This window comes from Streptomyces sp. NBC_00258 (assembly GCF_036182465.1).
In the GTDB taxonomy this organism is placed as follows: Bacteria; Actinomycetota; Actinomycetes; order Streptomycetales; family Streptomycetaceae; genus Streptomyces.
In genome coordinates this window covers 9,763,988-9,786,928 of record NZ_CP108081.1, presented here as the reverse complement: position 1 = coordinate 9,786,928, position 22,941 = coordinate 9,763,988, and the positions used below count along the sequence as shown (strand labels likewise).

The 22,941-nt window shown below is 69.5% G+C and carries 14 protein-coding genes and 1 rRNA gene; 8 read left to right on the top strand and 7 right to left on the bottom strand.

The window, feature by feature from the left end:
* Positions 1–152: 152 nt before the first annotated feature.
* Positions 153–1,682, bottom strand: a 16S ribosomal RNA gene (locus tag OG718_RS43545).
* A 581-nt stretch (positions 1,683–2,263) separates the two neighbouring features.
* On the opposite strand from OG718_RS43545, the gene OG718_RS43540 reads away from it, so the two are divergent.
* Together OG718_RS43540 and ptsP are read left to right on the top strand one after the other, a co-directional pair.
* The gene (locus OG718_RS43540) at positions 2,264–2,713 is read left to right on the top strand and encodes a PTS sugar transporter subunit IIA (RefSeq protein ID WP_143635173.1); all 450 of its coding nucleotides are present in this window, start codon (positions 2,264–2,266) and stop codon (positions 2,711–2,713) included.
* Positions 2,714–2,790: 77 nt separating this feature from the next.
* On the top strand, positions 2,791–4,461 hold the full coding sequence (gene ptsP, locus OG718_RS43535) for a phosphoenolpyruvate--protein phosphotransferase (protein ID WP_143635175.1): 1,671 nt from the start codon (positions 2,791–2,793) through the stop codon (positions 4,459–4,461).
* Between the two features lie 81 nt (positions 4,462–4,542).
* Here ptsP and OG718_RS43530 read toward each other — a convergent pair whose 3' ends face one another.
* Positions 4,543–5,439 carry a hypothetical protein gene (locus tag OG718_RS43530; protein ID WP_143635177.1) on the bottom strand — a complete coding sequence of 299 codons (897 nt, stop codon included), beginning with the start codon at positions 5,437–5,439 and terminating at the stop codon, positions 4,543–4,545.
* A gap of 111 nt (positions 5,440–5,550) precedes the next feature.
* Positions 5,551–7,518, bottom strand: coding sequence for an acetoacetate--CoA ligase (locus OG718_RS43525; RefSeq protein WP_328846740.1), 1,968 nt, complete (start codon positions 7,516–7,518; stop codon positions 5,551–5,553).
* Between the two features lie 213 nt (positions 7,519–7,731).
* Between OG718_RS43525 and OG718_RS43520 the strand changes: the two genes are divergently transcribed.
* Positions 7,732–10,098, top strand: coding sequence for a glycoside hydrolase family 31 protein (locus OG718_RS43520; RefSeq protein ID WP_328846739.1), 2,367 nt, complete (start codon positions 7,732–7,734; stop codon positions 10,096–10,098).
* An 82-nt stretch (positions 10,099–10,180) separates the two neighbouring features.
* Here the strand turns inward: OG718_RS43520 and OG718_RS43515 are convergent, their stop codons facing one another.
* Together OG718_RS43515 and OG718_RS43510 are read right to left on the bottom strand one after the other, a co-directional pair.
* On the bottom strand, positions 10,181–10,717 hold the full coding sequence (locus tag OG718_RS43515) for an NUDIX domain-containing protein (protein ID WP_328846738.1): 537 nt from the start codon (positions 10,715–10,717) through the stop codon (positions 10,181–10,183).
* A 47-nt stretch (positions 10,718–10,764) separates the two neighbouring features.
* On the bottom strand, positions 10,765–11,574 hold the full coding sequence (locus OG718_RS43510; RefSeq protein ID WP_328846737.1) for a M15 family metallopeptidase: 810 nt from the start codon (positions 11,572–11,574) through the stop codon (positions 10,765–10,767).
* Between the two features lie 323 nt (positions 11,575–11,897).
* On the opposite strand from OG718_RS43510, the gene OG718_RS43505 reads away from it, so the two are divergent.
* From OG718_RS43505 to glpK, 5 genes are all read left to right on the top strand, one after another.
* Positions 11,898–12,323 (top strand): Zn-ribbon domain-containing OB-fold protein, encoded by a 426-nt coding sequence (locus OG718_RS43505; RefSeq protein ID WP_306943780.1) that lies wholly within the window; start codon positions 11,898–11,900, stop codon positions 12,321–12,323.
* Positions 12,320–13,510: a lipid-transfer protein gene (locus tag OG718_RS43500; RefSeq protein WP_328846736.1), complete on the top strand. Its 1,191-nt coding sequence runs from the start codon at positions 12,320–12,322 to the stop codon at positions 13,508–13,510. The genes OG718_RS43505 and OG718_RS43500 overlap by 4 nt, the downstream gene beginning before the upstream one ends.
* Positions 13,511–13,624: 114 nt before the next feature.
* Positions 13,625–15,277 (top strand): GGDEF domain-containing protein, encoded by a 1,653-nt coding sequence (locus OG718_RS43495; RefSeq protein WP_143635187.1) that lies wholly within the window; start codon positions 13,625–13,627, stop codon positions 15,275–15,277.
* 694 nt (positions 15,278–15,971) lie between these two features.
* Entirely contained in the window at positions 15,972–16,697 is a 726-nt protein-coding gene (locus OG718_RS43490; RefSeq protein WP_143635189.1) for an MIP/aquaporin family protein, read from the top strand.
* 35 nt (positions 16,698–16,732) lie between these two features.
* Complete coding sequence (gene glpK, locus OG718_RS43485) at positions 16,733–18,244, top strand: glycerol kinase GlpK (RefSeq protein ID WP_143635190.1); 1,512 nt, start codon at positions 16,733–16,735, stop codon at positions 18,242–18,244.
* A gap of 170 nt (positions 18,245–18,414) precedes the next feature.
* On the opposite strand, the gene OG718_RS43480 is transcribed toward glpK, so the two are convergent.
* Together OG718_RS43480 and OG718_RS43475 are read right to left on the bottom strand one after the other, a co-directional pair.
* Complete coding sequence (locus tag OG718_RS43480; protein WP_143635192.1) at positions 18,415–19,020, bottom strand: GTP-binding protein; 606 nt, start codon at positions 19,018–19,020, stop codon at positions 18,415–18,417.
* The gene (locus tag OG718_RS43475; protein ID WP_328846735.1) at positions 19,001–22,801 is read right to left on the bottom strand and encodes a hydantoinase B/oxoprolinase family protein; all 3,801 of its coding nucleotides are present in this window, start codon (positions 22,799–22,801) and stop codon (positions 19,001–19,003) included. The genes OG718_RS43480 and OG718_RS43475 overlap by 20 nt, the downstream gene beginning before the upstream one ends.
* Positions 22,802–22,941 lie beyond the last annotated feature (140 nt).

Here is a 22,941-nt window from a genome sequence, read left to right as displayed (position 1 = left end):
TTTCCACGCCCCGAAGGACAGTACTTGCAGCCCGAGATGACTGAGAGTGCCGAATAATCAACGTTCCACCCTTGAGCAACCAGCACCGGACGTACGCCGATGTACTGGCCTCTGGACCATCGGCAAGCCGACAGCCAAGAAGTGCTCCTTAGAAAGGAGGTGATCCAGCCGCACCTTCCGGTACGGCTACCTTGTTACGACTTCGTCCCAATCGCCAGTCCCACCTTCGACAGCTCCCTCCCCACAAGGGGGTTGGGCCACCGGCTTCGGGTGTTACCGACTTTCGTGACGTGACGGGCGGTGTGTACAAGGCCCGGGAACGTATTCACCGCAGCAATGCTGATCTGCGATTACTAGCAACTCCGACTTCATGGGGTCGAGTTGCAGACCCCAATCCGAACTGAGACAGGCTTTTTGAGATTCGCTCCGCCTTGCGACATCGCAGCTCATTGTACCTGCCATTGTAGCACGTGTGCAGCCCAAGACATAAGGGGCATGATGACTTGACGTCGTCCCCACCTTCCTCCGAGTTGACCCCGGCAGTCTCCTGTGAGTCCCCACCATCCCCGAAGGGACGTGCTGGCAACACAGAACAAGGGTTGCGCTCGTTGCGGGACTTAACCCAACATCTCACGACACGAGCTGACGACAGCCATGCACCACCTGTCACCCGACCACAAGGGGGGCACCATCTCTGATGCTTTCCGGGCGATGTCAAGCCTTGGTAAGGTTCTTCGCGTTGCGTCGAATTAAGCCACATGCTCCGCTGCTTGTGCGGGCCCCCGTCAATTCCTTTGAGTTTTAGCCTTGCGGCCGTACTCCCCAGGCGGGGAACTTAATGCGTTAGCTGCGGCACCGACGACGTGGAATGTCGCCAACACCTAGTTCCCACCGTTTACGGCGTGGACTACCAGGGTATCTAATCCTGTTCGCTCCCCACGCTTTCGCTCCTCAGCGTCAGTAATGGCCCAGAGATCCGCCTTCGCCACCGGTGTTCCTCCTGATATCTGCGCATTTCACCGCTACACCAGGAATTCCGATCTCCCCTACCACACTCTAGTCTGCCCGTATCGAATGCAGACCCGGGGTTAAGCCCCGGGCTTTCACATCCGACGTGACAGACCGCCTACGAGCTCTTTACGCCCAATAATTCCGGACAACGCTTGCGCCCTACGTATTACCGCGGCTGCTGGCACGTAGTTAGCCGGCGCTTCTTCTGCAGGTACCGTCACTTTCGCTTCTTCCCTGCTGAAAGAGGTTTACAACCCGAAGGCCGTCATCCCTCACGCGGCGTCGCTGCATCAGGCTTTCGCCCATTGTGCAATATTCCCCACTGCTGCCTCCCGTAGGAGTCTGGGCCGTGTCTCAGTCCCAGTGTGGCCGGTCGCCCTCTCAGGCCGGCTACCCGTCGTCGCCTTGGTGAGCTTCTACCTCACCAACAAGCTGATAGGCCGCGGGCTCATCCTTCACCGCCGGAGCTTTCAACCCCCACCCATGCGAGTGGAAGTGTTATCCGGTATTAGACCCCGTTTCCAGGGCTTGTCCCAGAGTGAAGGGCAGATTGCCCACGTGTTACTCACCCGTTCGCCACTAATCCACCCCGAAGGGCTTCATCGTTCGACTTGCATGTGTTAAGCACGCCGCCAGCGTTCGTCCTGAGCCAGGATCAAACTCTCCGTGAATGTATTCCCGTAATCGGGATGACACCACGAGAGCGGAACAACCGGGCGGAATAAGCCCGACTGTTCACAGCGTCCTCGCTGTGCGCCTACCGGAACAATGCCCGGCAGGACTTTTTCAAAGGAACCTCGTCCCGGCCGTGATGGCCGGAGACGGGGTATCAACATATCTGGCGTTGATTTTTGGCACGCTGTTGAGTTCTCAAGGAACGGACGCTTCCTTCGTACTCACCCTCTCGGGCTTTCCTCCGGGCTTCCCTTCGGTGTTTCCAAACTCTATCAGTGATTTTCCGTCTCTCTGACCACGGTTCTGCGGACATGCAGAACCGGACCCCGAGATAGGATCCGACAAGTTGGATGCTGCCAGGCAAGGACGCTTGGTCGCGTCGCTCGGCCTCAAGCAGGTGTACGACTCTACATGCGGCTGCGGAGCGCGTGCAAATCGTTTGTGCTGTGCTCTACGGTCGCCAACCGGGTCCTCTCGTGCGGAACCGGCACTTCATATGACTTACGCTGCTGAGCAGTGCGCCGTCCAGGACAGGCAGCGACGGCCCATCTGAATCTCCGCCCCTGGGAGGCTTCCCATGACCACCGTGACGTCCCCTCTTGCAGGACGCACCATCGGACTCACAGCTGTACCTGATCCGGTCTTCTCCGGAGCCATGGTGGGCCCCGGCACCGCGATCGACCCCGTCCGGGAGGCCTCGGCGGCCGTCGCCCCCATCGACGGCGTTGTTGTCTCGCTCCACCCGCACGCCTTCGTCGTGGTCGACGAAGAGGGGCACGGAGTACTGACGCACCTCGGTATCGACACCGTTCAGCTCAACGGCGAGGGCTTCGAGCTGCTCGTCAACAAGGGCGACACCGTGCAGCGCGGCCAGTCCGTGGTGCGCTGGGACCCGGCTGCCGTCGAGGCCGCCGGCAAGTCCCCCATCTGCCCCATCGTGGCGCTCGAGGCCACAGCTGAGTCCCTCTCCGACGTCAGCGTTGACGGAGACGTGAAGGCTGGCGACGCTCTCTTCAGCTGGCACTGACTTCCCTGCCGTCATGTACAGCAGGCACGACAACCATCGCGGCGGCGGGACCCGCCGCTCTATCGGAGACGGGTGACATGGAGACAACGCTGCGAGGCGTCGGCGTGAGCCACGGTGTGGCGATCGGCGAGGTTCGGCACATGGGAACGGCGGTGCTCGAGCCGCCTGCCAAGCAGATACCGACGGAGGACGCGGAGCGCGAACAGGGGCGCGCCCGCAAGGCCGTCGAAGCCGTTGCGGCCGACCTGATGGCCCGCGGCAATCTGGCGGGCGGCGAAGCCCAGGCCGTTCTCGAGGCCCAGGCCATGATGGCCCAGGACCCGGAGCTCATGTCCGATGTCGAGCGGCGGATCGCGGTCGGAAGCACGGCGGAGCGCGGGGTGTACGACGCGTTCGCCGCGTATCGCGCGCTGCTGGCGAATGCCGGTGAGTACCTCGCCGGACGTGTGGCGGACCTCGACGACGTGCGGAACCGTATCGTCGCCCGGCTCCTCGGTGTGCCGATGCCGGGCGTGCCGGACAGTGATGAGCCGTACGTCCTGATCGCTCGTGACCTCGCGCCCGCCGACACCGCTCTGCTGGACCCCACGCTGGTCCTCGGTTTTGTCACCGAGGAGGGTGGGCCGACCAGCCACAGCGCGATTCTGGCTCGAGCCCTCGGTGTTCCCGCCGTGGTGGCGCTGCCGGGCGCGGGTGAGCTTGCCGAGGGCACGTTGGTCGCCGTGGACGGCAGTACCGGTGAGATCTTCGTGAATCCGAGTGCGGAGAAGAAGGCCGAGATGGAGGCCGCGGCCGCTGCGCGCAGGGCCGCGCTGTCCGCCACGACCGGGCCTGGTGCCACGTCGGACGGGCACAAGGTGCCGCTGCTGGCCAACATCGGTGGTCCCGCGGACGTTCCTGCGGCGGTCGAGGCCGGTGCCGAGGGCGTGGGTCTGTTCCGTACCGAGTTCCTCTTCCTTGACGACAGCAAGAACGCGCCGTCCGAGGAGAAGCAGGTCGAGGCGTATCGCCAGGTGCTCGAGGCCTTCCCCGAGGGGCGGGTCGTGGTGCGGGTGCTCGATGCGGGCGCCGACAAGCCGCTCGACTTCCTGACGCCGGCGGACGAGCCGAACCCGGCGCTCGGCGTGCGCGGGCTGCGCTCGCTGCTCGACCACCCCGACGTGCTGCGGACGCAGCTGACGGCGCTCGCGAAGGCTTCCGAGGGGCTGCCGGTCTACCTCGAGGTGATGGCGCCGATGGTCGCGGACCGTGCCGACGCCAAGGCGTTCGCCGACGCGTGCCGTGAGGCGGGCCTGCAGGCGAAGTTCGGTGCCATGGTCGAGATTCCGTCGGCCGCTCTGCGGGCGCGGTCGATCCTGCAGGAGGTCGAGTTCCTGTCGCTGGGGACCAACGACCTCGCGCAGTACACGTTCGCCGCCGACCGCCAGGTGGGTGCCGTGTCCCGGCTGCAGGATCCGTGGCAGCCCGCGCTGCTCGACCTGGTCGCGCTGTCCGCCGAGGCGGCCAAGGCCGAGGGCAAGAGCTGTGGTGTCTGCGGCGAGGCCGCTTCGGACCCGCTGCTCGCGTGTGTGCTGACCGGTCTCGGTGTCACCTCTCTCTCCATGGGTGCCGCGTCGATTCCTTATGTCCGCGCGACGCTGGCCAAGTACACGCTGGCACAGTGCGAGCGCGCCGCGGCGGCCGCGCGTGCCTGTGACAGTGCCGAGGAAGCGCGCACGGCGGCCCAGGCGGTGCTGTCCGGCGAGTAGTCGTCGGTGCCGCGCGCCGTTGTCGCTGATCGGCTGTGGTCGAGGGGCGCTCCACCTGAGGGTGGGGCGCCCCTCGCGTGTTCAGTGCGTGTGCCGTGTCGTGGGCCCGTCGTCCCCCAGGTCCGGTGGTGCGCAGTAGTCGACACCCGACTCCGGGGAGACGAGGTCGCCGGATTCGACATCGGTGCAGTAGGCGTCGAAGACCTCGCCGGCGGTGAGTGGCTCCAGGCCTTCGCCGCGCAGGCGCCAGCCGTAGACACGGTCGGTCGCATCGGAGGTGTCGGCGCGCATGACCAGGCCACCGGGGCTCTGGGTGGCGATGCCCAGTGCGAGGACGGTGGTGAATTCGAGTGCCTCGGCCTCGTCCAGGTGGGGTGTTCCGTGCTGGTCGTCGTCGGCCCGGAGGACCGCGACGAGTGTTTCGGGCTCCGTGGAGACGCTGCACACGAGGTGGCGCCGGCCCGGGCCCGAGGCGTCAAGGATGCGGACGAGCAGGTCGGACGCGCGCACGAAGGCGATTCGGCCGATGTCCTCGCCGCAGGACGCGCAGGTGCCGATGCGGGACAGGAGCGTAGTCGCGTACTCCCAAGTGGCCTGTCGGACGGCTTCGTCGATGAGGTTCGGGACGAGGTGGTCGAGGGGCTGGCCCTCGTACGGGACGGTCGCGCCTGTCGCGGCGAGTTCCGCGGTGAAGCGGGTGCGGCTGGACGGTGTGTCGGGTTCCAGGCCGTGCTCGGCGCAGAATTCCGCGTACTCCTCGGGGTCGAAGAGTGCCACCGTGGTGTGGCCGCCCTGGGAGGCGAGGGTCCGGAGCAGGGCTTCCACCTGCTGGAGATAGCTCGCGTGGTTGTCGAAGGTGAAGGTGCGGTAGCGCCGCCGCATCGCGGTGAAGTCCTGCTCGTCGGTCAACAGTCCGATGGTTCCGGCGATTTCGCGGCGCAGGACGCGTCGCATGGTCTGGTGCTGGGTGTGTGCCATTTTTCCCCCTGCGTGCAGTCGATCAATGCTCACTCACAGTAACCGGCGGCACTGACAACGCCCCTCGGACGTGGGGAGTACGCCCGAGGGGACACTGGAACGCGGGGTTGGTCAGGCGCGCTTGCGGGCCAGCTCCTCGTAGAAGCGGAGCAGGTCGAGGTTGTCGATGGAGCCGGGGTTGACCGCCTTCTCCAAGGGGGTTCCCTGGAGGAGGCGTTTGACCGGGACCTCGATGCGCTTGCCGGTGAGGGTGTGCGGGACGCCGGGTACCTCGATGACCTCGTCGGGGATGTGACGCGGGGAGAGTTGTTCGCGGATGGTCTGCTTGATGCGGCCGAGGAGGGCGTCGTCGAGTGCGGCGCCTGGAGCGAGGTGGACGAAGAGGGGCATCCAGTAGTCGCCGTCCGGCTGTTCGATGCCGATGACGAGGGATTCGCGGATCTCGGGGAGCCGCTCTACGGCTTCGTAGATGTCGGCCGAACCCATGCGGACGCCCTGGCGGTTGAGGGTGGAGTCCGAGCGGCCGTGGATGACGACGGAGCCGCGTGAGGTGACGGTGATCCAGTCGCCGTGGCGCCACACTCCGGGGTACGTGTCGAAGTAGCTGTCGTGGTAGCGGCTGCCGTCGGGGTCGTTCCAGAAGCGGATGGGCATCGACGGCATGGGGTTGGTGACGACGAGCTCGCCGACCTCGTCGATGAGGGCTTCGCCGCTCGGGTCCCAGGACTGGAGGTCGGTGCCGAGGCCGGGTGCCTGGAGTTCGCCGACGTGGACGGGAAGGGTGGGTACCGCTCCCGCGAAGCAGGAGCAGACGTCGGTGCCGCCGCTGACGGAGGCGATCCACATGTCGTCGCGTACTTCGTCGTGCAGCCAGCGGAATCCGTCGGGCGGCAGGGGCGAGCCGGTGGTGGCGACGCACTGGACGCGGGAGAGGTCGAAGTCGCGGGAGGGGTGGACGCCCGCCTTGCGGCAGGCCATGACGTATGCCGCCGACGTACCGAAGAGGGTGGCGCCGGTGCGTTCGGCGATGCGCCACTGGGCGGCTGTGTCCGGGTAGCCCGGGCTGCCGTCGTACAGGACGATCGTGGTGCCCGTCAGGAGGCCGGAGACGAGGAAGTTCCACATCATCCAGCCGGTGGACGTGTACCAGAAGAAGCGGTCCTCGGGCCCCAGGTCGCAGTGGAGGCCGAGCTGCTTGAGGTGCTCGACGAGGATGCCGCCCTGGGACTGGACGATGGCCTTGGGGAGGCCGGTCGTGCCGGAGGAGTAGAGCACCCACAGGGGATGGTCGAAAGGGAGCTCTTCGTAGACGGGCGTCACGTCCGCCGAGGTGAGGGCCGACCATTCCAGGGCACCCTCGGGGGGTTCGGTGCCGAGCAGCGGGATGTGGACGACGGCGCGCAGGGTGGGCAGTTCGCGGCGCAGTTCGGCGACGGTGTCGCGGCGGTCGTGCTCCTTGCCGCCGTAGCGGTAGCCGTCGACGGTGAACAGCACGACGGGTTCGACCTGCTGGAAGCGGTCGAGGACGCTGCGGGCGCCGAAGTCGGGGGCGCAGGACGTCCAGACGCCGCCGACGGCCGCGGTGGCGAGGAGGGCGACCACTGCCTGGGGCACGTTCGGGAGGTAGCCGCTGACGCGGTCACCCGGGCGTACGCCGAGGGCACGGAGTTCGGCGGCCAGGGAGCCGACCTGGCGGCGCAGTTCGGACCAGCTGACCGGGGTCGGTTCGTGGGTCTCGTCGACATGGAGGAGGGCCGGTTCGTCCGCTCGGGTGTCGGCCGCTCGCAGGGCGTGCTCGGCGTAGTTGAGGGTGGCTCCGGGGAACCACTGTGCGCCCGGCATCGAGCGGTCGCCCAGCACGCGCGCGTAGGGGGTCGAAAACCGTACGTCGAACCACTCGGTGACGGCTTTCCAGAACGTGTCCAGTTCGTCCACGGACCAGCGGTGCAGAGCGGCGTAACCACCCTCGGCGGGGGCTCCATGGCGCTCGGCCGCCCAGGTCTGGAATCGGGTGATCTGTGCCTGGGCGATGCGACCCGGGTCGGGTTGCCAGAGCGGCGAGGGGTTCGCTGAGGTCATGGGGCGGCTCCCGGACTGTGCGCGTCGTGTGCGTGTACCGCGCACGGGCTGGGGTGTGCGCGTCACGCGGCTCCCACGGACGATGCCATGTGATCGACTTCCGCACCAGGGCGAGCCCCACATAGTCCGGCTCGTGAAGATGTGGTCCTGCCACGGGTGAACGGAAGTTGAACGACTCACTCATCGGCCGTTTCGAGTGGCAGGCTGAGCAGCATGGACGGTCGTGACCTGGTGCGTTCGATGAAGGCGGTCGGTTCGGCGGGGGCGGCCCAGGGGCTGCGTACCGTGCGGGCCGCGTGGCGCAGGAGGCGTGCCGACGCCTCGGGGCTGCCACCGCGGGGCGCCGAGCGGGCGCGGGTTCCCGGGCCCGTACTGAGTGTGGAGCCGGGTCCCGGTGGCGGGGTCGTCCGGTTCACCCGGTCGGAGCTGCGGATCACCGTCACGGCCGGCGGAGCCGTCTTCTGGGGCTGGGACGGAGCCGGGCCCGAGCCGTCGTACGCGCTCGCGGGACCCTCTCCCGAACCGGACCCCCGCACCGTGCTGGAGCCGGACAAGGACGGCGCGTGGCGGGTCGTGGCGGAGCGAATGACGGTCGTCGTCTCGCGGCACGGCGCCGTGGAGGTGCGTACGCCGGGCGGGGTGACCCTTCGGCGGGATCTGCCGCCGCGGTGGTGGGAGCCGGTGGGCGGTGGGGAGGCGCGCTGGATGCAGCGGTCCGAAGTGGCCGCGGACGCGCGGTTCTTCGGCCTGGGCGGGCGCGCGTCGGGGCCCCGGCTGCGCGACGGAACCTATCGGCTGTGGAACACCGATCCGGGGCACGCCTTCGGGCCCGGCGACGATCCGCTGTACATCACCATGCCGGTGCAGATGGTGGTGGCCGACGCGGCCACTCACCTGGTGTTCCACGACAGCACGTGGGACGGCGGTATGACGCTGCGCGAGGGCGAGGAGGGGGCCGGGTCCGGGCACGACCGGGCCGGGACGAGCGAACTCCGGATGGACGGCGGGCCCCTGCGCTGCTGGGTGATGGTGGGGAACCCCGCGCGCGTGCTGCACGCCTGGGCGTCGCTGACCGGAGCCGCCGCGCTGCCGCCTGCCTGGGCCCTGGGGCACCATCACGCGCGGTGGGGCTTCGGGAGCGAGGAGGAGGTGCGGCGGATCGTCGGCGGCTATCACGAGCGCGGACTGCCGCTGGAGGCCGTGCACCTCGACATCGACCACTTCGACGCGCATCAGGTGTTCACCGTCGACCGGGACCGTTTCCCGAAGCTGCCGGTGCTCGCCGAGGAACTGCGCCGGGACGGGATCCGGATGGTGTCGATCGTGGATCCGGCGGTGAAGGCCGAGCCCGGTAACGCCGTGTACGACAGTGGGACCGCCGAGGAGGCCTTCGTGCGGGACGCCGCCGGGCAGCCGGTGCGTGGTGTGGTCTGGCCGGGTGAGGTGGTCTATCCGGACTTCACGCGCGCGCGTACGCGACGGTGGTGGGGCGGGCTCTACGAGGAGCGGCTTTCTCAGGGCTTCGCCGGTTTCTGGCACGACATGAACGAGCCGGTGTCGTTCGCCGCCTTCGGGGAGTCGACGCTGCCCCGTTCGGCACGGCACGACCTGGAGGGCCGCGGCGGTGACCATCGTGAGGCGCACAACGTGTACGCGCTCGGTATGGCGAGGGCGGGCTACGAAGGCCTTCGCGAACTGACGCCCCAGGAGCGGCCGTTCCTGTTCTCCCGCTCTGGGTGGGCCGGAATGCAGCGCTACGGAGGTACCTGGTCCGGGGACGTGGCCACGGGATGGCCCGGTCTGCGGGCGTCCCTGTCGCTGGTGATGGGCCTCGGGCTGTGCGGCGTGCCGTATTCGGGTCCCGATGTGGGCGGCTTCGACGGGAGCCCCTCCCCCGAGCTGTATCTGCGGTGGTTCCAGCTGGGGGCGTACCTGCCCCTGTTCCGTACGCACTCGAGTCTGCGGGCGGGGCGCCGGGAACCCTGGGAGTTCGGCGACGACGTTCTCGGGCACGCGCGCGTGGCGCTCGTCGAACGGCGGCGGCTGCTGCCGTACTTCATGACGCTGGCGCATCTGGCACGCCGTACGGGTGCGCCCTATGTGCGGCCGGTGTGGTGGGGCGCGCCGGAGGACAGGGCGCTGCGGGACTGTGAGGACGCCTTCCTGCTCGGTGACTGTCTTCTGGTGGCCCCGGTGCTGGACCCGGGCGCCGATCGGCGTGCGGTGCAGCTGCCGCGGGGGCGCTGGTACGACACGGTGACCGAGGAGGCGTACGAAGGGCCCGCGCAAGTGCTGATCGACGCTCCCTTGTCGCGGATTCCGGTCCTGGCGCGTGCGGGGGCGGTCCTGCCGGTGCGTGGCGAGGACGGCGGCCTGGAGCTGGAGGTGTGGGCGCCCGCCCGCGGACGGACCGGGGGCGGGCTGGTGGTGGCGGACTCGGGCGACGGCTGGGAGGAGCCGGAGATCGAGCGCTATGTGACGCGCAGGAAGGGGAAGCGGGTCATCGTCGAGCGGTATGGGGAGGACGGCCGCAGTGAGCCGTCACTGCCCGTTCGGGTGCGGGGGCTGGGAGCGTCGTGACACGCCTCTGAAGGGGTCTCACAGTCCCCGGCGGGGCCACGCCCGAGTCGGGTGTGGCCCCGCCGGGGCACGTGAAGAGCTCTCAGACGTACCGGCCCTCGAACCACGCCTTCGCCGCCAGGGTGTGCAGCGGGAAGGCCAGTTCGGTCGCCCTGCGCAGCAGTTGCCAGCCCTCGGTCTCGTCGGTCGCGACGGACGGCGGCAGGTCGGCCACCGGACGCTCCGGGAGGGCGCCGAAGAGCAGCAGGTGGCCGTCGGGGGAGCTCAGCGCGTCGACGAGCCGTACGTCACGGCCGGCCGCGGCGATGCCCGTCTCCTCCTTGAGTTCACGGACGACGGCCTGCCGCCAGTCCTCCCGTTGGTCGATGAACCCTCCGGGCAGGGCGATACCCCCGCGCGCGGGAGCGATGGTCCGGGTGATGGCGACCAGGGCCGCACCCTTGGTGTCGTACACGGGCTGCAGGGCCACGGCGACCGGAAGCGGGTTGCGGTAGGCCACGGTGCGGCAGGAGGAGCAGGTGCGGGGCCAGCCGGAAACGCCCTCTCCGTAGGGCGCGCCGCAGCTCGAACAGTGGGAGTCCGGCGCGGAGTTGGCGGACGGGATCTGGGTTGGGGACACGCCCGGGACTGTATCCGATCATCACAAGGACGGTTGCGCGGGCCGCCTCACTGAGACTGGATGAGGGATTTCCTCGACACCGGGAAGTCGAAATAGGTGTCGGGGTACAGCTCGGGCTTGTACGTGAAGTGCCACCACTCCTCGGCCAGGTTCACGAAACCGAGGCCTTCGAGGGTGTCCTTCAGGAGCAGCCTGTGGGCGCGCTGCTGTCCCTGGATGCGCGGGTCGAGGGTGTGCGACAGGGTGTCGAAGCAGTCGTAACCGGTGCCCATGTCCACGGAGTTGTCCGGGAAACGCTCACCCTGGGGGGCGAAGCACGGCACGAGGGGTTCGCCGGGGACGTACGGGCGGGTCGGCTTCGCCGGGAGCTTCACGACGGTGAGGTCCATGGTCGAGCCGCGGCTGTGGCCGGACTTCTCCGCGATGTAACCGTCCTCGAACAGACGGGTCTTGTCGACGTTCGGGTAGAACTCGCCCTTCATGGCCTGGTCTTCGAGGTCCTTGGCCCAGCGGACGAAGTGGTCCACGGACCGCTGGGGCCGGTAGCAGTCGTACACCTTCAGGGAGTAGCCCTGCCTCAGCAGTCGCTGCTGGGCCTGGTGGAGGGCTTCGGCGGCGGGCCTGGTGAGGATGCAGAGGGGCTGCTGGTAGCCGTCGATGCGCTCGCCCACGAAGTTGTGCGGGGTGAAGTAGCGGATCTCCTCGATGATCGTGGGGTCCACGGTTCTCAGGGCCACGAAGTCGGCGGGGGCCTTCGGCTCGGTCGCGGCCCGGGCCGCAGCGGGGGCTGCTGTGACGGCCAGCAGGGTGGCGATGACGGTGACGAGGCCGCGTACCGCCGTGGAGAGTCGTGTCATGTCCTGCGTCTATCAGGTGCAGGTTCCCCGGGGGAAGAGATCGGATACAGTCCGCGCCCGATCGGGCGACCGGATACGGCTGGGGCGGTACGCGACCCGCGTGACTCAGGGATGAGGGACGGCCGGAACCACCCCCGTGGGCCCCGGCCGTCCCTACCGATACTCCGACGCGCAGAAGGCCTGATCGGTTCTCCTGTGACGACCCGTCTTGTGATCCGTGAGGCACTCCGGCGCCCTGCCCAATCGCCCCTGCCCGTGGCACACTTCTGACGTTCCGTCAGATCCAGTGTCGTGGAGGGATCTTGTCGCGCACCCGTACACCCGTGGTCACCGGCTGGTTCACCGGCGAGGGAGAGGAGTTCCGGCTCCTCGGCACGCGCTGCTCGGCCTGCGCGTCGGTGTTCTTCCCCCGTGAGGACACCTTCTGCCGCAATCCGGGTTGCCCCGGCGGCGATCTGGCCGAGGTGCCGCTGTCGCGGCGCGGCCGCGTGTGGTCGTACACGGACAGCCGTTACCGACCGCCGTCACCCTATGTGTCCGACCCGGAACTCGAATGGCGGCCGTACGCGTTGATCGCTGTGGAACTGGAATCCGAACGACTGGTGGTGCTCGGACAGACCGTTCCCGGGGTGACCGTCGCCGACCTGGCGGTGGGCATGGAGGTGGAGGTCGTCCCGGGCGTGCTGAACGAGGACGCGGAGACGACCTGGACGACCTGGCACTGGCGGCCGACGGGGGTGACGGCATGACGGACGAGGTGGCGGTGCTCGGTGCGGGCATGCACCCCTGGGGCAAGTGGGGGCGCGGCTTCGTGGAGTACGGGACGGTGGCCGCGCGCGCGGCGCTCGCCGACGCGGGGGTCGACTGGCGGGACGTCGGCTCGATCGTCGGCGCGGACACGGTCCGTGGCGGATACCCGGGATATGTGGCGGGGGCGACGTTCGCGAAGGCGCTGGGCTGGCAGGGCGCCCGGGTGGCGAGCGTGTACGCGGCGTGCGCGTCGGGGGCGCAGGCCGTCAACACCGCGCGGGCGCAGATCCTTTCGGGTCTCGCGGACGTGGTTCTGGTGGTGGGCGCGGACGCGGCCCCGAAGGGGTTCTTCCGGCCCGCGGGCGGGGACCGGCCCGACGATCCGGACTGGCTGCGGTTCCGGGTCCTGGGGGCGACGAACCCGACGTACTTCGGGCTGTACGCGCGTCGGCGGATGGCCGTCCACGGGGACACGCTGGAGGACTTCGCACAGGTCAAGGTGAAGAACGCGGCCCTGGGGACGCTGAATCCCAACGCCCGCTACCGCAAACGGGTCACGGCCGAGGAGGTCGCCGCCTCGGCCGTCGTGGCCGATCCGCTGCGGCTGCTCGACATCTGCGCGACTTCGGACGGGGCGGCGGCACTGGTGCTGTCCAGCATGGAGTTCGCACGCCGTCACGGGGCCGCGGACCCGGTGCGGATCCGCGCGGTGTCCACGGTGACGCCGCGCTATCCCAACACCGTGCTCGACCTTCCCGACATCGCGACGGACTCCGCGGTCGCTGCGGAGCCCGCGGCCGACACGTTCCGCGCGTCGATCGCGCGGGCCGCATACGAAGAGGCGGGCGTCGGCCCCGAGGATCTCTCGCTCGCCGAGGTCTACGACCTGTCCACGGCCCTGGAGTTGCAGTGGTACGAGGATCTGGGGCTGTGCGGCGAGGGCGAGGCGGCCAAGCTGCTGCGGGAGGGCGCGACGGCGCCGGGAGGACGAATACCGGTGAACGTCAGCGGCGGACTCGCCTCCTTCGGAGAGGCCGTTCCGGCGCAGGCCATCGCCCAGGTCTGCGAGCTCACCTGGCAGTTGCGAGGAGCGGCGGGTGACCGGCAGATCGTAGGCGCGCGGGTGGGAATCACCGCGAACCAGGGGCTGTTCGGGCACGGGTCGTCCGTGATCGCCGTCAGGTGAGGAGGCGGCGTGCCCGGAGGAGATCGTCCGCACGCTGTGTAATCGGCTCGGAATCGTGCGTGAACAGCTCGTGAACTGCGCCTGGGCGTACGCGGATCGCGTCACCATGCTTCCGTGCCCTCCTGGACGGATACTCTCCGCTTCGCCTTCCAGCCGGTCGTCAATCTGACGACCGGAGGGGTCACGGCGCTGGAGATACTCGCCCGTCCGGAGGCCGGTGACGTCCTCGCGCAGGCGCGCCGGGATCCCGAACTCGACGGCCGGCTGGCCGCGTTGGCGATGCGGGCGGCGGCCCGTCAGGAGACGCTGCTGCCGCTGCACGTCAACGTGTTCGCCGGGACCCTCGCCGATCTCGGAGGGCTCGCCGCGCTCCGTGACGAGGTGCGGGAGGCCGGGCGCATGCCGTGGGAGGTGACGGTCGACATCGGCCCGCCCTTCACCCACGTACCGCACCAGGCGCTCCTCGAAGCGGTGACGGTGCTGCGGGATCAGGGCTTCCGGATCTGCGCGGACGGCATCGGCGACGGTGACGTACCCCTGCGGGTGCTCGCAGATCTCGCGCCCGACCTGGTGAAGCTGGACGCCTCCCTGCTGTCCAGGCCGGCGGCCGTGCGGGCGATGCGGACGCTGTGCGAGCAGCTCGGGGCGTTGTTGTCCGTCGAGGGCGTGGAGACCGAGTCGCAGTGCGCGGCGGCGGTGTCCGCGGGCGCGCAGCTGGCACAGGGCGAGTTGTTCGCGCCTCCGGCCCGGCGGCCCGCGGCGGATGTGTACGTTCCGGCCCTCGCCCCCGTGGCCGCGACGACGCCGCCCTACGGGCCGCCCGTACGACAGTTCGTACGGCCTGCCGCGCTGCTGCCCGCAGGGGCGTCCGCGGGGCAGGTGCGGGCGCTGCTGACCGGGTCGCCGGAGGTGTCCGGGGTGGTGCTCGTGGACGCCGCCGGGGTGCCGGTGCGGTCGGTGCACCGTTCGCGGTTCCTGCTGTCGCTCTCGGGGCGCTACGGGCACGCGCTGTACGCCGACCGGCCCGCCGCCAGGCTGGGCGATCCGCCGCGCACGGTCGGGGTCGACGCGACGGCGTGGGAGGTTCTCGACGTGGTGGCGGACGGGGCGCGGGACCGTACGTCGGACGATGTCGCGGTCGTCGACCGGCTCGGGCGGTGCGTGGGCGTCGTGCGGCTGGCGGATCTCGTACGGGCGCTGTCGGAGAGCCGTGTCGAGGAGGCCGCCGCGCTCAATCCGCTGACGCGGCTGCCCGGTTCGGACGCGATCACCGGTGAGGTGGACCGGTGGATCGCCGACCGGCGGGAGTTCGCGCTGAGCTGGCTGGACGTCGACGGCTTCAAGCGGGTCAACGACGGTGCGGGGTTCGCCGCGGGCGACGAGCTGATCCGGGCGGTGGGGCGGGCGCTGCAGGCGGCCGCGTCCGGAGCCACGCGCGTCGGGCACATCGGTGGTGACGACTTCCTGGTCCTGACGGATCCGGAGTGGCTCGATCCACTGGCCACGTCGGTGCTCGACACGCCCTGGTCGGCGGGCGGGCTCGCCGTCACGCTGTCCCTCGCCACGGTGCTGTGCGCCCCTGGCAGTGTCACCGACCACCGTGAGGCCGCCGCGTGTCTGGCGCCCCTCAAGCAGGCCGCCAAGTCCCTCCGCGGGGCCAGCTGGGTGCTGGGCCGCGCGGGCCTGCCGGGCCACGAGATCCGACGCGGGTCGGGGGCCGCACCGGCGCACGCCGAGAGTTGGGCGGGCGGGCCCGGACGGGGGTGAGCCGCTCTCAGCAGCGGGCCGAGGGGCGACGGGCTGATGCCTCGGCGGACGGCGGTTGGGGTGGTGGGAAACGGGGCGCGGGGCTCAGTGCGCGAGCGGGAACCGGGGCGACCGGCTCGCTCGCGGGCGGCCGAGGACTGCCGGACGGCGCCGACCACTGCCGCGAGGCCGTGAAGGCCCCACTACCGGTCCAGCCGATACGGAAGACCGCCCTGGCCGCCTTCGCTCCAGGCCACCGGCACACGCACTCCACCGAGGTACACGCACTCCGAAGGCCGCGTCCGCCCTGTCCGGCCGAACGCTGACGGGGCCCACGCGGCTCCCGCCGCAGAACCCGTCGGCCCCCACGCGATCCACCGCCGTACGCACACCCCGGAACGCGGCCGTCCCGTCGGGCAGTCCGCGCGGGCCAGAACCGTTGTCGCCCGCGACCTTGACGCTCTCACAGTGCCGGTGAACACTTCCGGTGTCAGTCGGCATCGCCGCATTCCGGCGTATTCAGGCACTGCGCCGCGCAGGCTCTGGCCTGCGCCAACGGGTCATGCCCCACGGGCGATCCGACTACGACGGCACGCTCGTCACGGACGCCGGGCGGGGCGCGGGATCTCCCTGCTCTCGGCTGAAGTAGCCATGGGAACGCACCCTGCACGGTGGACCGGGGCGGATCGCCCCGGGCTTGGGCCTAGGAGCCGCCATGAGCAACGGAGACATATTCGTCGGTGAGGTCATCGGCACAGCGATTCTGATCCTCTTCGGCGCCGGAGTGGTCGCCGCGGTCGTACTCAACTACTCCAAGGCGAAGGACGCCGGCTGGGTCGTCATCGCGTTCGGCTGGGGCTTCGGCGTACTGGCCGGGGCCTACACCGCCGCACCGCTGTCCGGAGGACACCTCAACCCGGCGGTGACCGTCGGCATAGCCATCGACACCGGGGACTGGGACAAGGTCCACATCTACGTCGCCGGACAGATGGTCGGCGCCTTCCTGGGCGCGGTGCTGTGCTGGCTGGTCTACTTCGCCCAGTTCCAGGCCAACGCCGACGAGGAGATAGCGCAACCCACGCTCGGGATCTTCTCGACCGGCCCCGCGATCCGCAATCCCGTGGCGAACCTCATCACCGAGATCATCGCGACCATCGGTCTGGTGCTGCCGATCCTGGCGTTCGGCCTCACCAAGGGGCTCGGCGAGTCCGGCACCGCGATCCTGATCGTGTCGTTCCTGGTGGTCGGCATCGGTCTGTCGCTCGGTGGTCCGACGGGGTACGCCATCAACCCGGCCCGTGACCTGGGCCCGCGCATCGCCCACGCCATCCTGCCGATCCCCAACAAGGGGACCTCGGACTGGAGTTACTCGTGGATCCCGGTGGTCGGGCCGCTGATCGGCGGAGTGCTTGCCGGGCTCATCTTCAAAGCAGCCTTCTGAGGCAGCCGTCCGAAGAATCCGACGAAGGGGACGTCATGACGGACAAGTTCGTCGCCGCAATCGACCAGGGCACCACGTCCAGCCGCTGCATCGTCTTCAACCAGGACGGCGCCATCGTCGCCGTCGACCAGCGCGAACACCGCCAGATCTTCCCCAAGCCGGGCTGGGTGGAGCACGACGCCACCGAGATCTGGTCGAAGGTGCAGGCCGTGGTCGCGGGCGCGCTCGCCAAGGCGGGGCTCCGCGCCGACCAGCTCAGCGCGATGGGGATCACCAACCAGCGCGAGACGACGGTCCTGTGGGACCGCGCCACCGGCAAGCCCGTGCACAACGCCATCGTCTGGCAGGACACCCGTACCTCCGCGCTCTGCAACGAACTCGGCGGCTCGGACGGGCAGGACCGTTTCCGTGAGCAGACCGGGCTGCCGCTGGCGAGCTACTTCTCCGGGCCCAAGGCGGCCTGGCTGCTCGACAACGTGCCGGGACTGCGGGCCCGCGCCGAGCGCGGCGAGATCGCCTTCGGCACGATCGACTCCTGGCTGATCTGGAACCTCACCGGCGGCACGGACGGCGGAAAGCACGTCACCGACGTGACCAACGCCGGCCGCACCATGCTGATGAACCTCGAAACACTCCAGTGGGACCAGTCCATCCTCTCCGCGATGAACGTCCCCGAGGCCGTCCTCCCCGAGATCAAGTCCTCGTCCGAGGTGTACGGGACCGCCGTCGGCCAGCTCGCGGGCGTTCCGGTGGCGTCGGCGCTGGGCGACCAGCAGGCAGCGGTGTTCGGACAGGCCTGCTACGACGTGGGCACGGCCAAGAACACGTACGGAACGGGCAGCTTCCTGCTGCTCAACACCGGGAACCGGCCCGTGCCCTCGAAGAACGGGCTGCTGACCACGATGGGGTACAAGATCGGCACGGAGGCGCCGGTCTACTGCCTCGAAGGGTCCATCGCGATCACCGGCGCGCTCGTGCAGTGGTTCCGCGACCAGCTCGGCATCATCCGTACCGCCGACGAGATCGAGACCCTCGCCGCGAGCGTCGACGACAACGGCGGCGCGTACATCGTGCCCGCGTTCTCGGGCCTGTTCGCGCCGTACTGGCGCTCCGACGCGCGTGGTGTCGTCACCGGCCTGACCAGGTACGTCACGAAGGGGCACCTCGCGCGGGCCGTCCTGGAGGCGACGAGCTGGCAGACGCGTGAGGTCGTGGACGCGATGTTCCAGGACTCCGGGGTGCAGATCACCACCCTGAAGGTGGACGGCGGCATGACCAAGAACAACCTGCTGATGCAGCACCAGGCGGATGTGCTCGGGGTGCCGGTGATCCGTCCGAAGGTCTCCGAGACGACGTGCCTGGGAGCGGCGTACGCGGCCGGCCTGGCGACCGGGGTGTGGAACGACCTCGACGAGCTCAAGTCGCACTGGCAGAAGGACGTCGAGTGGACGCCCGACATGGAGGCGTCCGTCCGTGACCGCGAGTACCACAACTGGCGCAAGGCGGTGGAGAAGAGCTTCGGCTGGCACGAGGACGGCGAGGGCTGACCCGGCCCCTTTTCGAGGTCCACGCGCGCGTACGTCATCGATGGTCCACGCGCGCGCGGCTCATGAGGAGTGCCTGAGGACTGCGGCCCGTACCCCTGTCGGCGGGGGTACGGGCCGCACTCGCACCGGTATCGGCTGCCCGGGCCGGTTCGGTGTCGCCGGCCGGTGCCTCAGGTGGTGACGGACTGGCGGCGCTCGGCGGCGTACGCCATCGCGTGCTGGACGACCTGGATGAGGACCTCCTTGACCGACTCCCGGCCGCGCGCGTCGCACAGGACGACGGGGACTCCGGGGTCGAGATCGAGGGCCTGGCGGACGGTGTCCGTGGGGTAACGGGCCGCGCCCTCGAAGCAGTTGACGCCCACCACGAAGGGTATGGACCGCCGCTCGAAGTAGTCGACGGCCGCGAAGCAGTCCTCCAGACGGCGGGTGTCGGCGAGGACGACGGCACCCAGGGCGCCGGTGGCGAGCTCGTCCCACAGGAACCAGAAGCGGTTCTGACCGGGCGTCCCGAAGAGGTACAGCACCAGGTCCTCGCGGAGCGTGATGCGGCCGAAGTCCATGGCGACCGTGGTGGTGTGCTTGCCCTCCACACCGCTGGTGTCGTCGACGGGACGGCCCGCCTCGGTCAGCAGCTCCTCGGTGCGCAGCGGCTTGATCTCGCTGACGGCGCCGACCATGGTCGTCTTGCCCACGCCGAAGCCGCCCGCCACGAGGATCTTGAGCGTGACGGGCTCGACGGGGGCCTTGCCGCGCTCAGTACGCCCGAAGATCATCGTTCTCTTCTCCTGCTTCAGTGGTGTCGCGTGCTTCGGTGGAGCTTGCATCGGTGGTCGAGCTTGGTTCGGTGGTGCTTGGTCCGGTGGTGGCGCTTGCCTCGGTGGTGCCGAACGGTGGCGGACCGTATCCGCCGCCGCCGGGTGTTTCGATGACCAGCACGTCGCCGGGGCCGACCTCTGCCGCGTCGCTCCCGGCGAGTTCGGTGACCGTGCCGTCCGCGCGCTCCACGCGGTTGGCGCCCAGCGTCCCGGGTTCGCCGCCCGCCATACCGTAGGGCGGGACCCTGCGGTGCTGGGAGAGCGTGGAGACGGTCATCGGCTCGTGGAACCGGATGCGACGTACGGCACCGTCACCGCCCCGCCACCGTCCGGGCCCGCCGCTTCCGCGTCGTACGGCGAACTCGTCGAGCTGGACCGGCAGTCGCCACTCCAGGACCTCGGGGTCCGTGAGTCGCGAGTTGGTCATGTGGGTCTGTACGACGGGCGCGCCGGGGAAGCCGTCGCCCGCACCGGACCCGGAGGCCACGGTCTCGTAGTACTGGTAACGCTCGTTGCCGAAGGTGACGTTGTTCATGGTGCCGGAGCCCTCGGCCTGCACCCGGAGAGCACCGTACAGCGCGCCGGTGATCGCCTGCGACGTCTCCACGTTTCCCGCCACTACGGCGGCCGGGGGTTCCGGGGCGAGCATCGACCCGTGCGGTACGACGATGTCGAGGGGCCGCAGGCAGCCGTCGTTGAGCGGGATGTCGTCAGCGACCAGCGTGCGGAAGACGTACAGGACGGCCGCGTTGACCACCGCGAACGGCGCGTTGAAGTTGGTGGCGAGCTGCGGGGAGGTGCCCGTGAAGTCGACTTTCGCGGAGCGTTTTTCGCGGTCTACGGAGACGTGCACCCGGATCACGGCGCCGGAGTCGGTCTCGTAGGCGAACTCGCCGTCTTCAAGGGTGTCGATGACGCGGCGGACCGCCTCTTCGGCGTTGTCCTGGACGTGCTTCATGTACGCCTGGACGACGTCGAGCCCGAAGTGCTCGATCATGCGGGCGACTTCGTCGACGCCCTTCTGGTTGGCGGCGATCTGGGCGCGCAGGTCGGCGAGGTTCATTTTCGGGTTGCGCGAGGGGTGGGGCGCCTCGGTGAGGAGGCTTCGGGTCTCGGCCTCCCTGAGGCGACCGCCTTCCACGAGCAGCCAGTTGTCGAAGAGGATGCCCTCCTCCTCGATGGTGCGGCTGTTGGCCGGCATGGACCCTGGCGCGATGCCGCCGATCTCCGCGTGGTGGCCGCGCGAGGCGACGTAGAAGAGAATGCGCCCGCCGTCCGCGCCGCCGCGGACCGTGTCGTCGCCCCCCTCCGTGTCGTCACCCTCCGTGTCGAAGACCGGGGTGATCACCGTGACGTCGGGGAGGTGGGTACCGCCGTGGTACGGGTCGTTGACCGCGTAGGTGTCCCCCGGGCGCATGCTGTCGCCGCGGCGGCGGATGACCTCCTTGACGCTGGTGCCCATCGAACCCAAGTGCACTGGAATATGGGGGGCGTTGGCCACGAGGTTGCCGTCGGGGTCGAAGAGCGCGCAGGAGAAGTCCAGGCGCTCCTTGATGTTGACGGACTGGGCCGTGGACTCCAGGCGGGCGCCCATCTGCTCGGCGATGGCCATGAAGAGGTTGTTGAAGACCTCAAGGAGAACGGGGTCGACTTCCGTGCCGAGATCGGAACTCTCCGTGACCGCCACGCGTTCCATGACCAGATGCCCGTCGTCGGTCATGGCCGCCTGCCAGCCGTCGTCGACGACGGTCGTCGAGCTGGCCTCGGTGATGATCGCGGGGCCGGTGACGGTGTCGCCGGGGGGCAGTTCCTCGCGGCGGTGCAGGGGTACGTCGCGCCAGGTGCCGCCGGTGTGGAGGCTGACCGTCTCCGGGGTGCCGGCCGCGGAGTGCGGGGTGACGAGGGCGGAGAGATCGGGGGGTTCGGTGAGACCGGTGGCTTCCACGGAGAGGGCTTCGACGACGACCGGACGGTCGAGGGTGAAGGAGTAGGTGGCGCGATGGCGGTCTTCGAAGATGCGGGTCATGGTGTCGGGCTCGGACAGCTCGACGGTGAGTGCCGTGTCCGTGCCGTCATAGCGCAGCTGGGCCCGGCGGGTGACCCGGATGCGGTCCTCGGGGACCTCCTCCGCGAGGAGTTCGGCGCGGGCCGCGCCCTCCAGGCCGTCGGCGGTCTTGAGGATGCCGGGCATCGCGGAGGCTTCCAGGGGCGCCTCGACGGACTGTTCGCGCATGGCCGTGGTGTCGGCGAGCCCGATGCCGAGCGCGGAGAGCACCCCGGCCATGGGCGGCACGAGGACCGTGCGGATGCCGAGCGAGTCGGCGACCATGCATGCGTGCTGGCCGCCCGCGCCGCCGAAGGTGGTCAGTGCGTAGCGGGTGACGTCGTGGCCCTTCTGGACCGAGATGCGCTTCACGGCGTTGGCGATGTTGGCCACGGCGATCTGCAGATAGCCCTCGGCGACCTGCTCGGGCGTGCGGTCGTCGCCGGTCCGCTCGCGGATCTCGTCGGCGAGGGCGGTGAAGCGGTCACGGACGAGCGTGTCGTCGAGCGACTGGTCGCCGTCGGGGCCGAACACCCTGGGGAAATGGGCGGGTTGGATCCGGCCGAGGGCCACGTTGGCGTCAGTGACGGTCAGCGGGCCGCCGCCTCGATAGCAGGCCGGGCCCGGGTCCGCTCCCGCCGAGTCCGGCCCTACGCGATAGCGCGAGCCGTCGAAGTGGAGGACGGATCCGCCGCCCGCCGCGACGGTGTGGATGTCCAGCATGGGCGCGCGCAGCCGGACGCCGGCGATCTGGGTGGTGAAGACACGTTCGTACTCGCCCGCGAAGTGCGAGACGTCCGTGGAGGTGCCGCCCATGTCGAAGCCGATGACGCGGTCGAAGCCGGCCAGCTGGGACATCCGCGCCATGCCGACGATGCCGCCGGCCGGCCCGGAGAGGATGGCGTCCTTGCCGCGGAACTGTCCGGCTTCGGCGAGGCCGCCGTTGGACTGCATGAACATCAGCCGCACACCGCGGAGTTCGTCGGCGACGTGCTGGACGTAGCGGCGCAGGACGGGCGACAGATAGGCGTCGACGACAGCCGTGTCACCGCGCGGGACGAGCTTCATCAGCGGGCTGACCTCGCTGGAGAGCGAGATCTGCCGGAAGCCGGTGCGGGCGGCCAGCTCGCCGACGGCCTGTTCGTGGGCGGGGTGGAGATGGCTGTGCATACAGACGACGGCGACGGCACGGATTCCGGCGTCGTACGCCTCCTGGAGGGGCCCCGCGAGGGCTTGCAGATCGGGGGCGCGCAGGACGGTGCCGTCGGCGGCGATGCGTTCGTCGACCTCGATGACGCGTTCGTGGAGCAGCTCGGGGAGTTCGATCTCGCGGGCGAAGATCCGTGGGCGGTTCTGATAGGCGATCCGCAGCGCGTCGCGGAAGCCGCGGGTGACGACGAGAAGGGTGCGTTCGCCCTTGCGCTCCAGGAGGGCGTTGGTGGCGACGGTGGTGCCCATACGAACGGACTCCACCGGTAGGCCGTTGTGGTGACCGGGTTCCTGCTCGGACGCTCGTCCCGCCGAGGCGTCACCGGCTTCGGTGAGGAGTTCGCGGATGCCCGCCACGGCGGCGTCGGCGTACCGGGACGGGTTGTCCGAGAGGAGTTTGCGGGTGAGCAGCCGTCCGTCGGGGCGCTGGGCGACGACATCGGTGAAGGTGCCACCGCGGTCGACCCAGAACTGCCAGCCCTTCACGTCTGTCTCCCCGATGTCGCGCTGCTCCGACCCTGAGCCGGAGGTGCCTTTCGACGATCGGTCAGATCATATCGGGGTCCGGCACCTCGGCATCCGGTCCAGAGGGGGCGCCGCTGGATGGCCGCATTCGCCGTTCGGTC

Excerpts from the sequence above, each read along its gene's own strand:
- OG718_RS43540 (WP_143635173.1), top strand. The coding sequence starts at position 2,264 with ATGACCACCGTGACGTCCCCTCTTGCAGGACGCACCATCGGACTCACA.
- ptsP (WP_143635175.1), top strand. The coding sequence starts at position 2,791 with ATGGAGACAACGCTGCGAGGCGTCGGCGTGAGCCACGGTGTGGCGATC.
- OG718_RS43530 (WP_143635177.1), bottom strand. The coding sequence starts at position 5,439 with ATGGCACACACCCAGCACCAGACCATGCGACGCGTCCTGCGCCGCGAA.
- OG718_RS43525 (WP_328846740.1), bottom strand. The coding sequence starts at position 7,518 with ATGACCTCAGCGAACCCCTCGCCGCTCTGGCAACCCGACCCGGGTCGC.
- OG718_RS43520 (WP_328846739.1), top strand. The coding sequence starts at position 7,732 with ATGGACGGTCGTGACCTGGTGCGTTCGATGAAGGCGGTCGGTTCGGCG.
- OG718_RS43510 (WP_328846737.1), bottom strand. The coding sequence starts at position 11,574 with ATGACACGACTCTCCACGGCGGTACGCGGCCTCGTCACCGTCATCGCC.
- OG718_RS43500 (WP_328846736.1), top strand. The coding sequence starts at position 12,320 with ATGACGGACGAGGTGGCGGTGCTCGGTGCGGGCATGCACCCCTGGGGC.
- OG718_RS43490 (WP_143635189.1), top strand. The coding sequence starts at position 15,972 with ATGAGCAACGGAGACATATTCGTCGGTGAGGTCATCGGCACAGCGATT.
- glpK (WP_143635190.1), top strand. The coding sequence starts at position 16,733 with ATGACGGACAAGTTCGTCGCCGCAATCGACCAGGGCACCACGTCCAGC.
- OG718_RS43480 (WP_143635192.1), bottom strand. The coding sequence starts at position 19,020 with ATGATCTTCGGGCGTACTGAGCGCGGCAAGGCCCCCGTCGAGCCCGTC.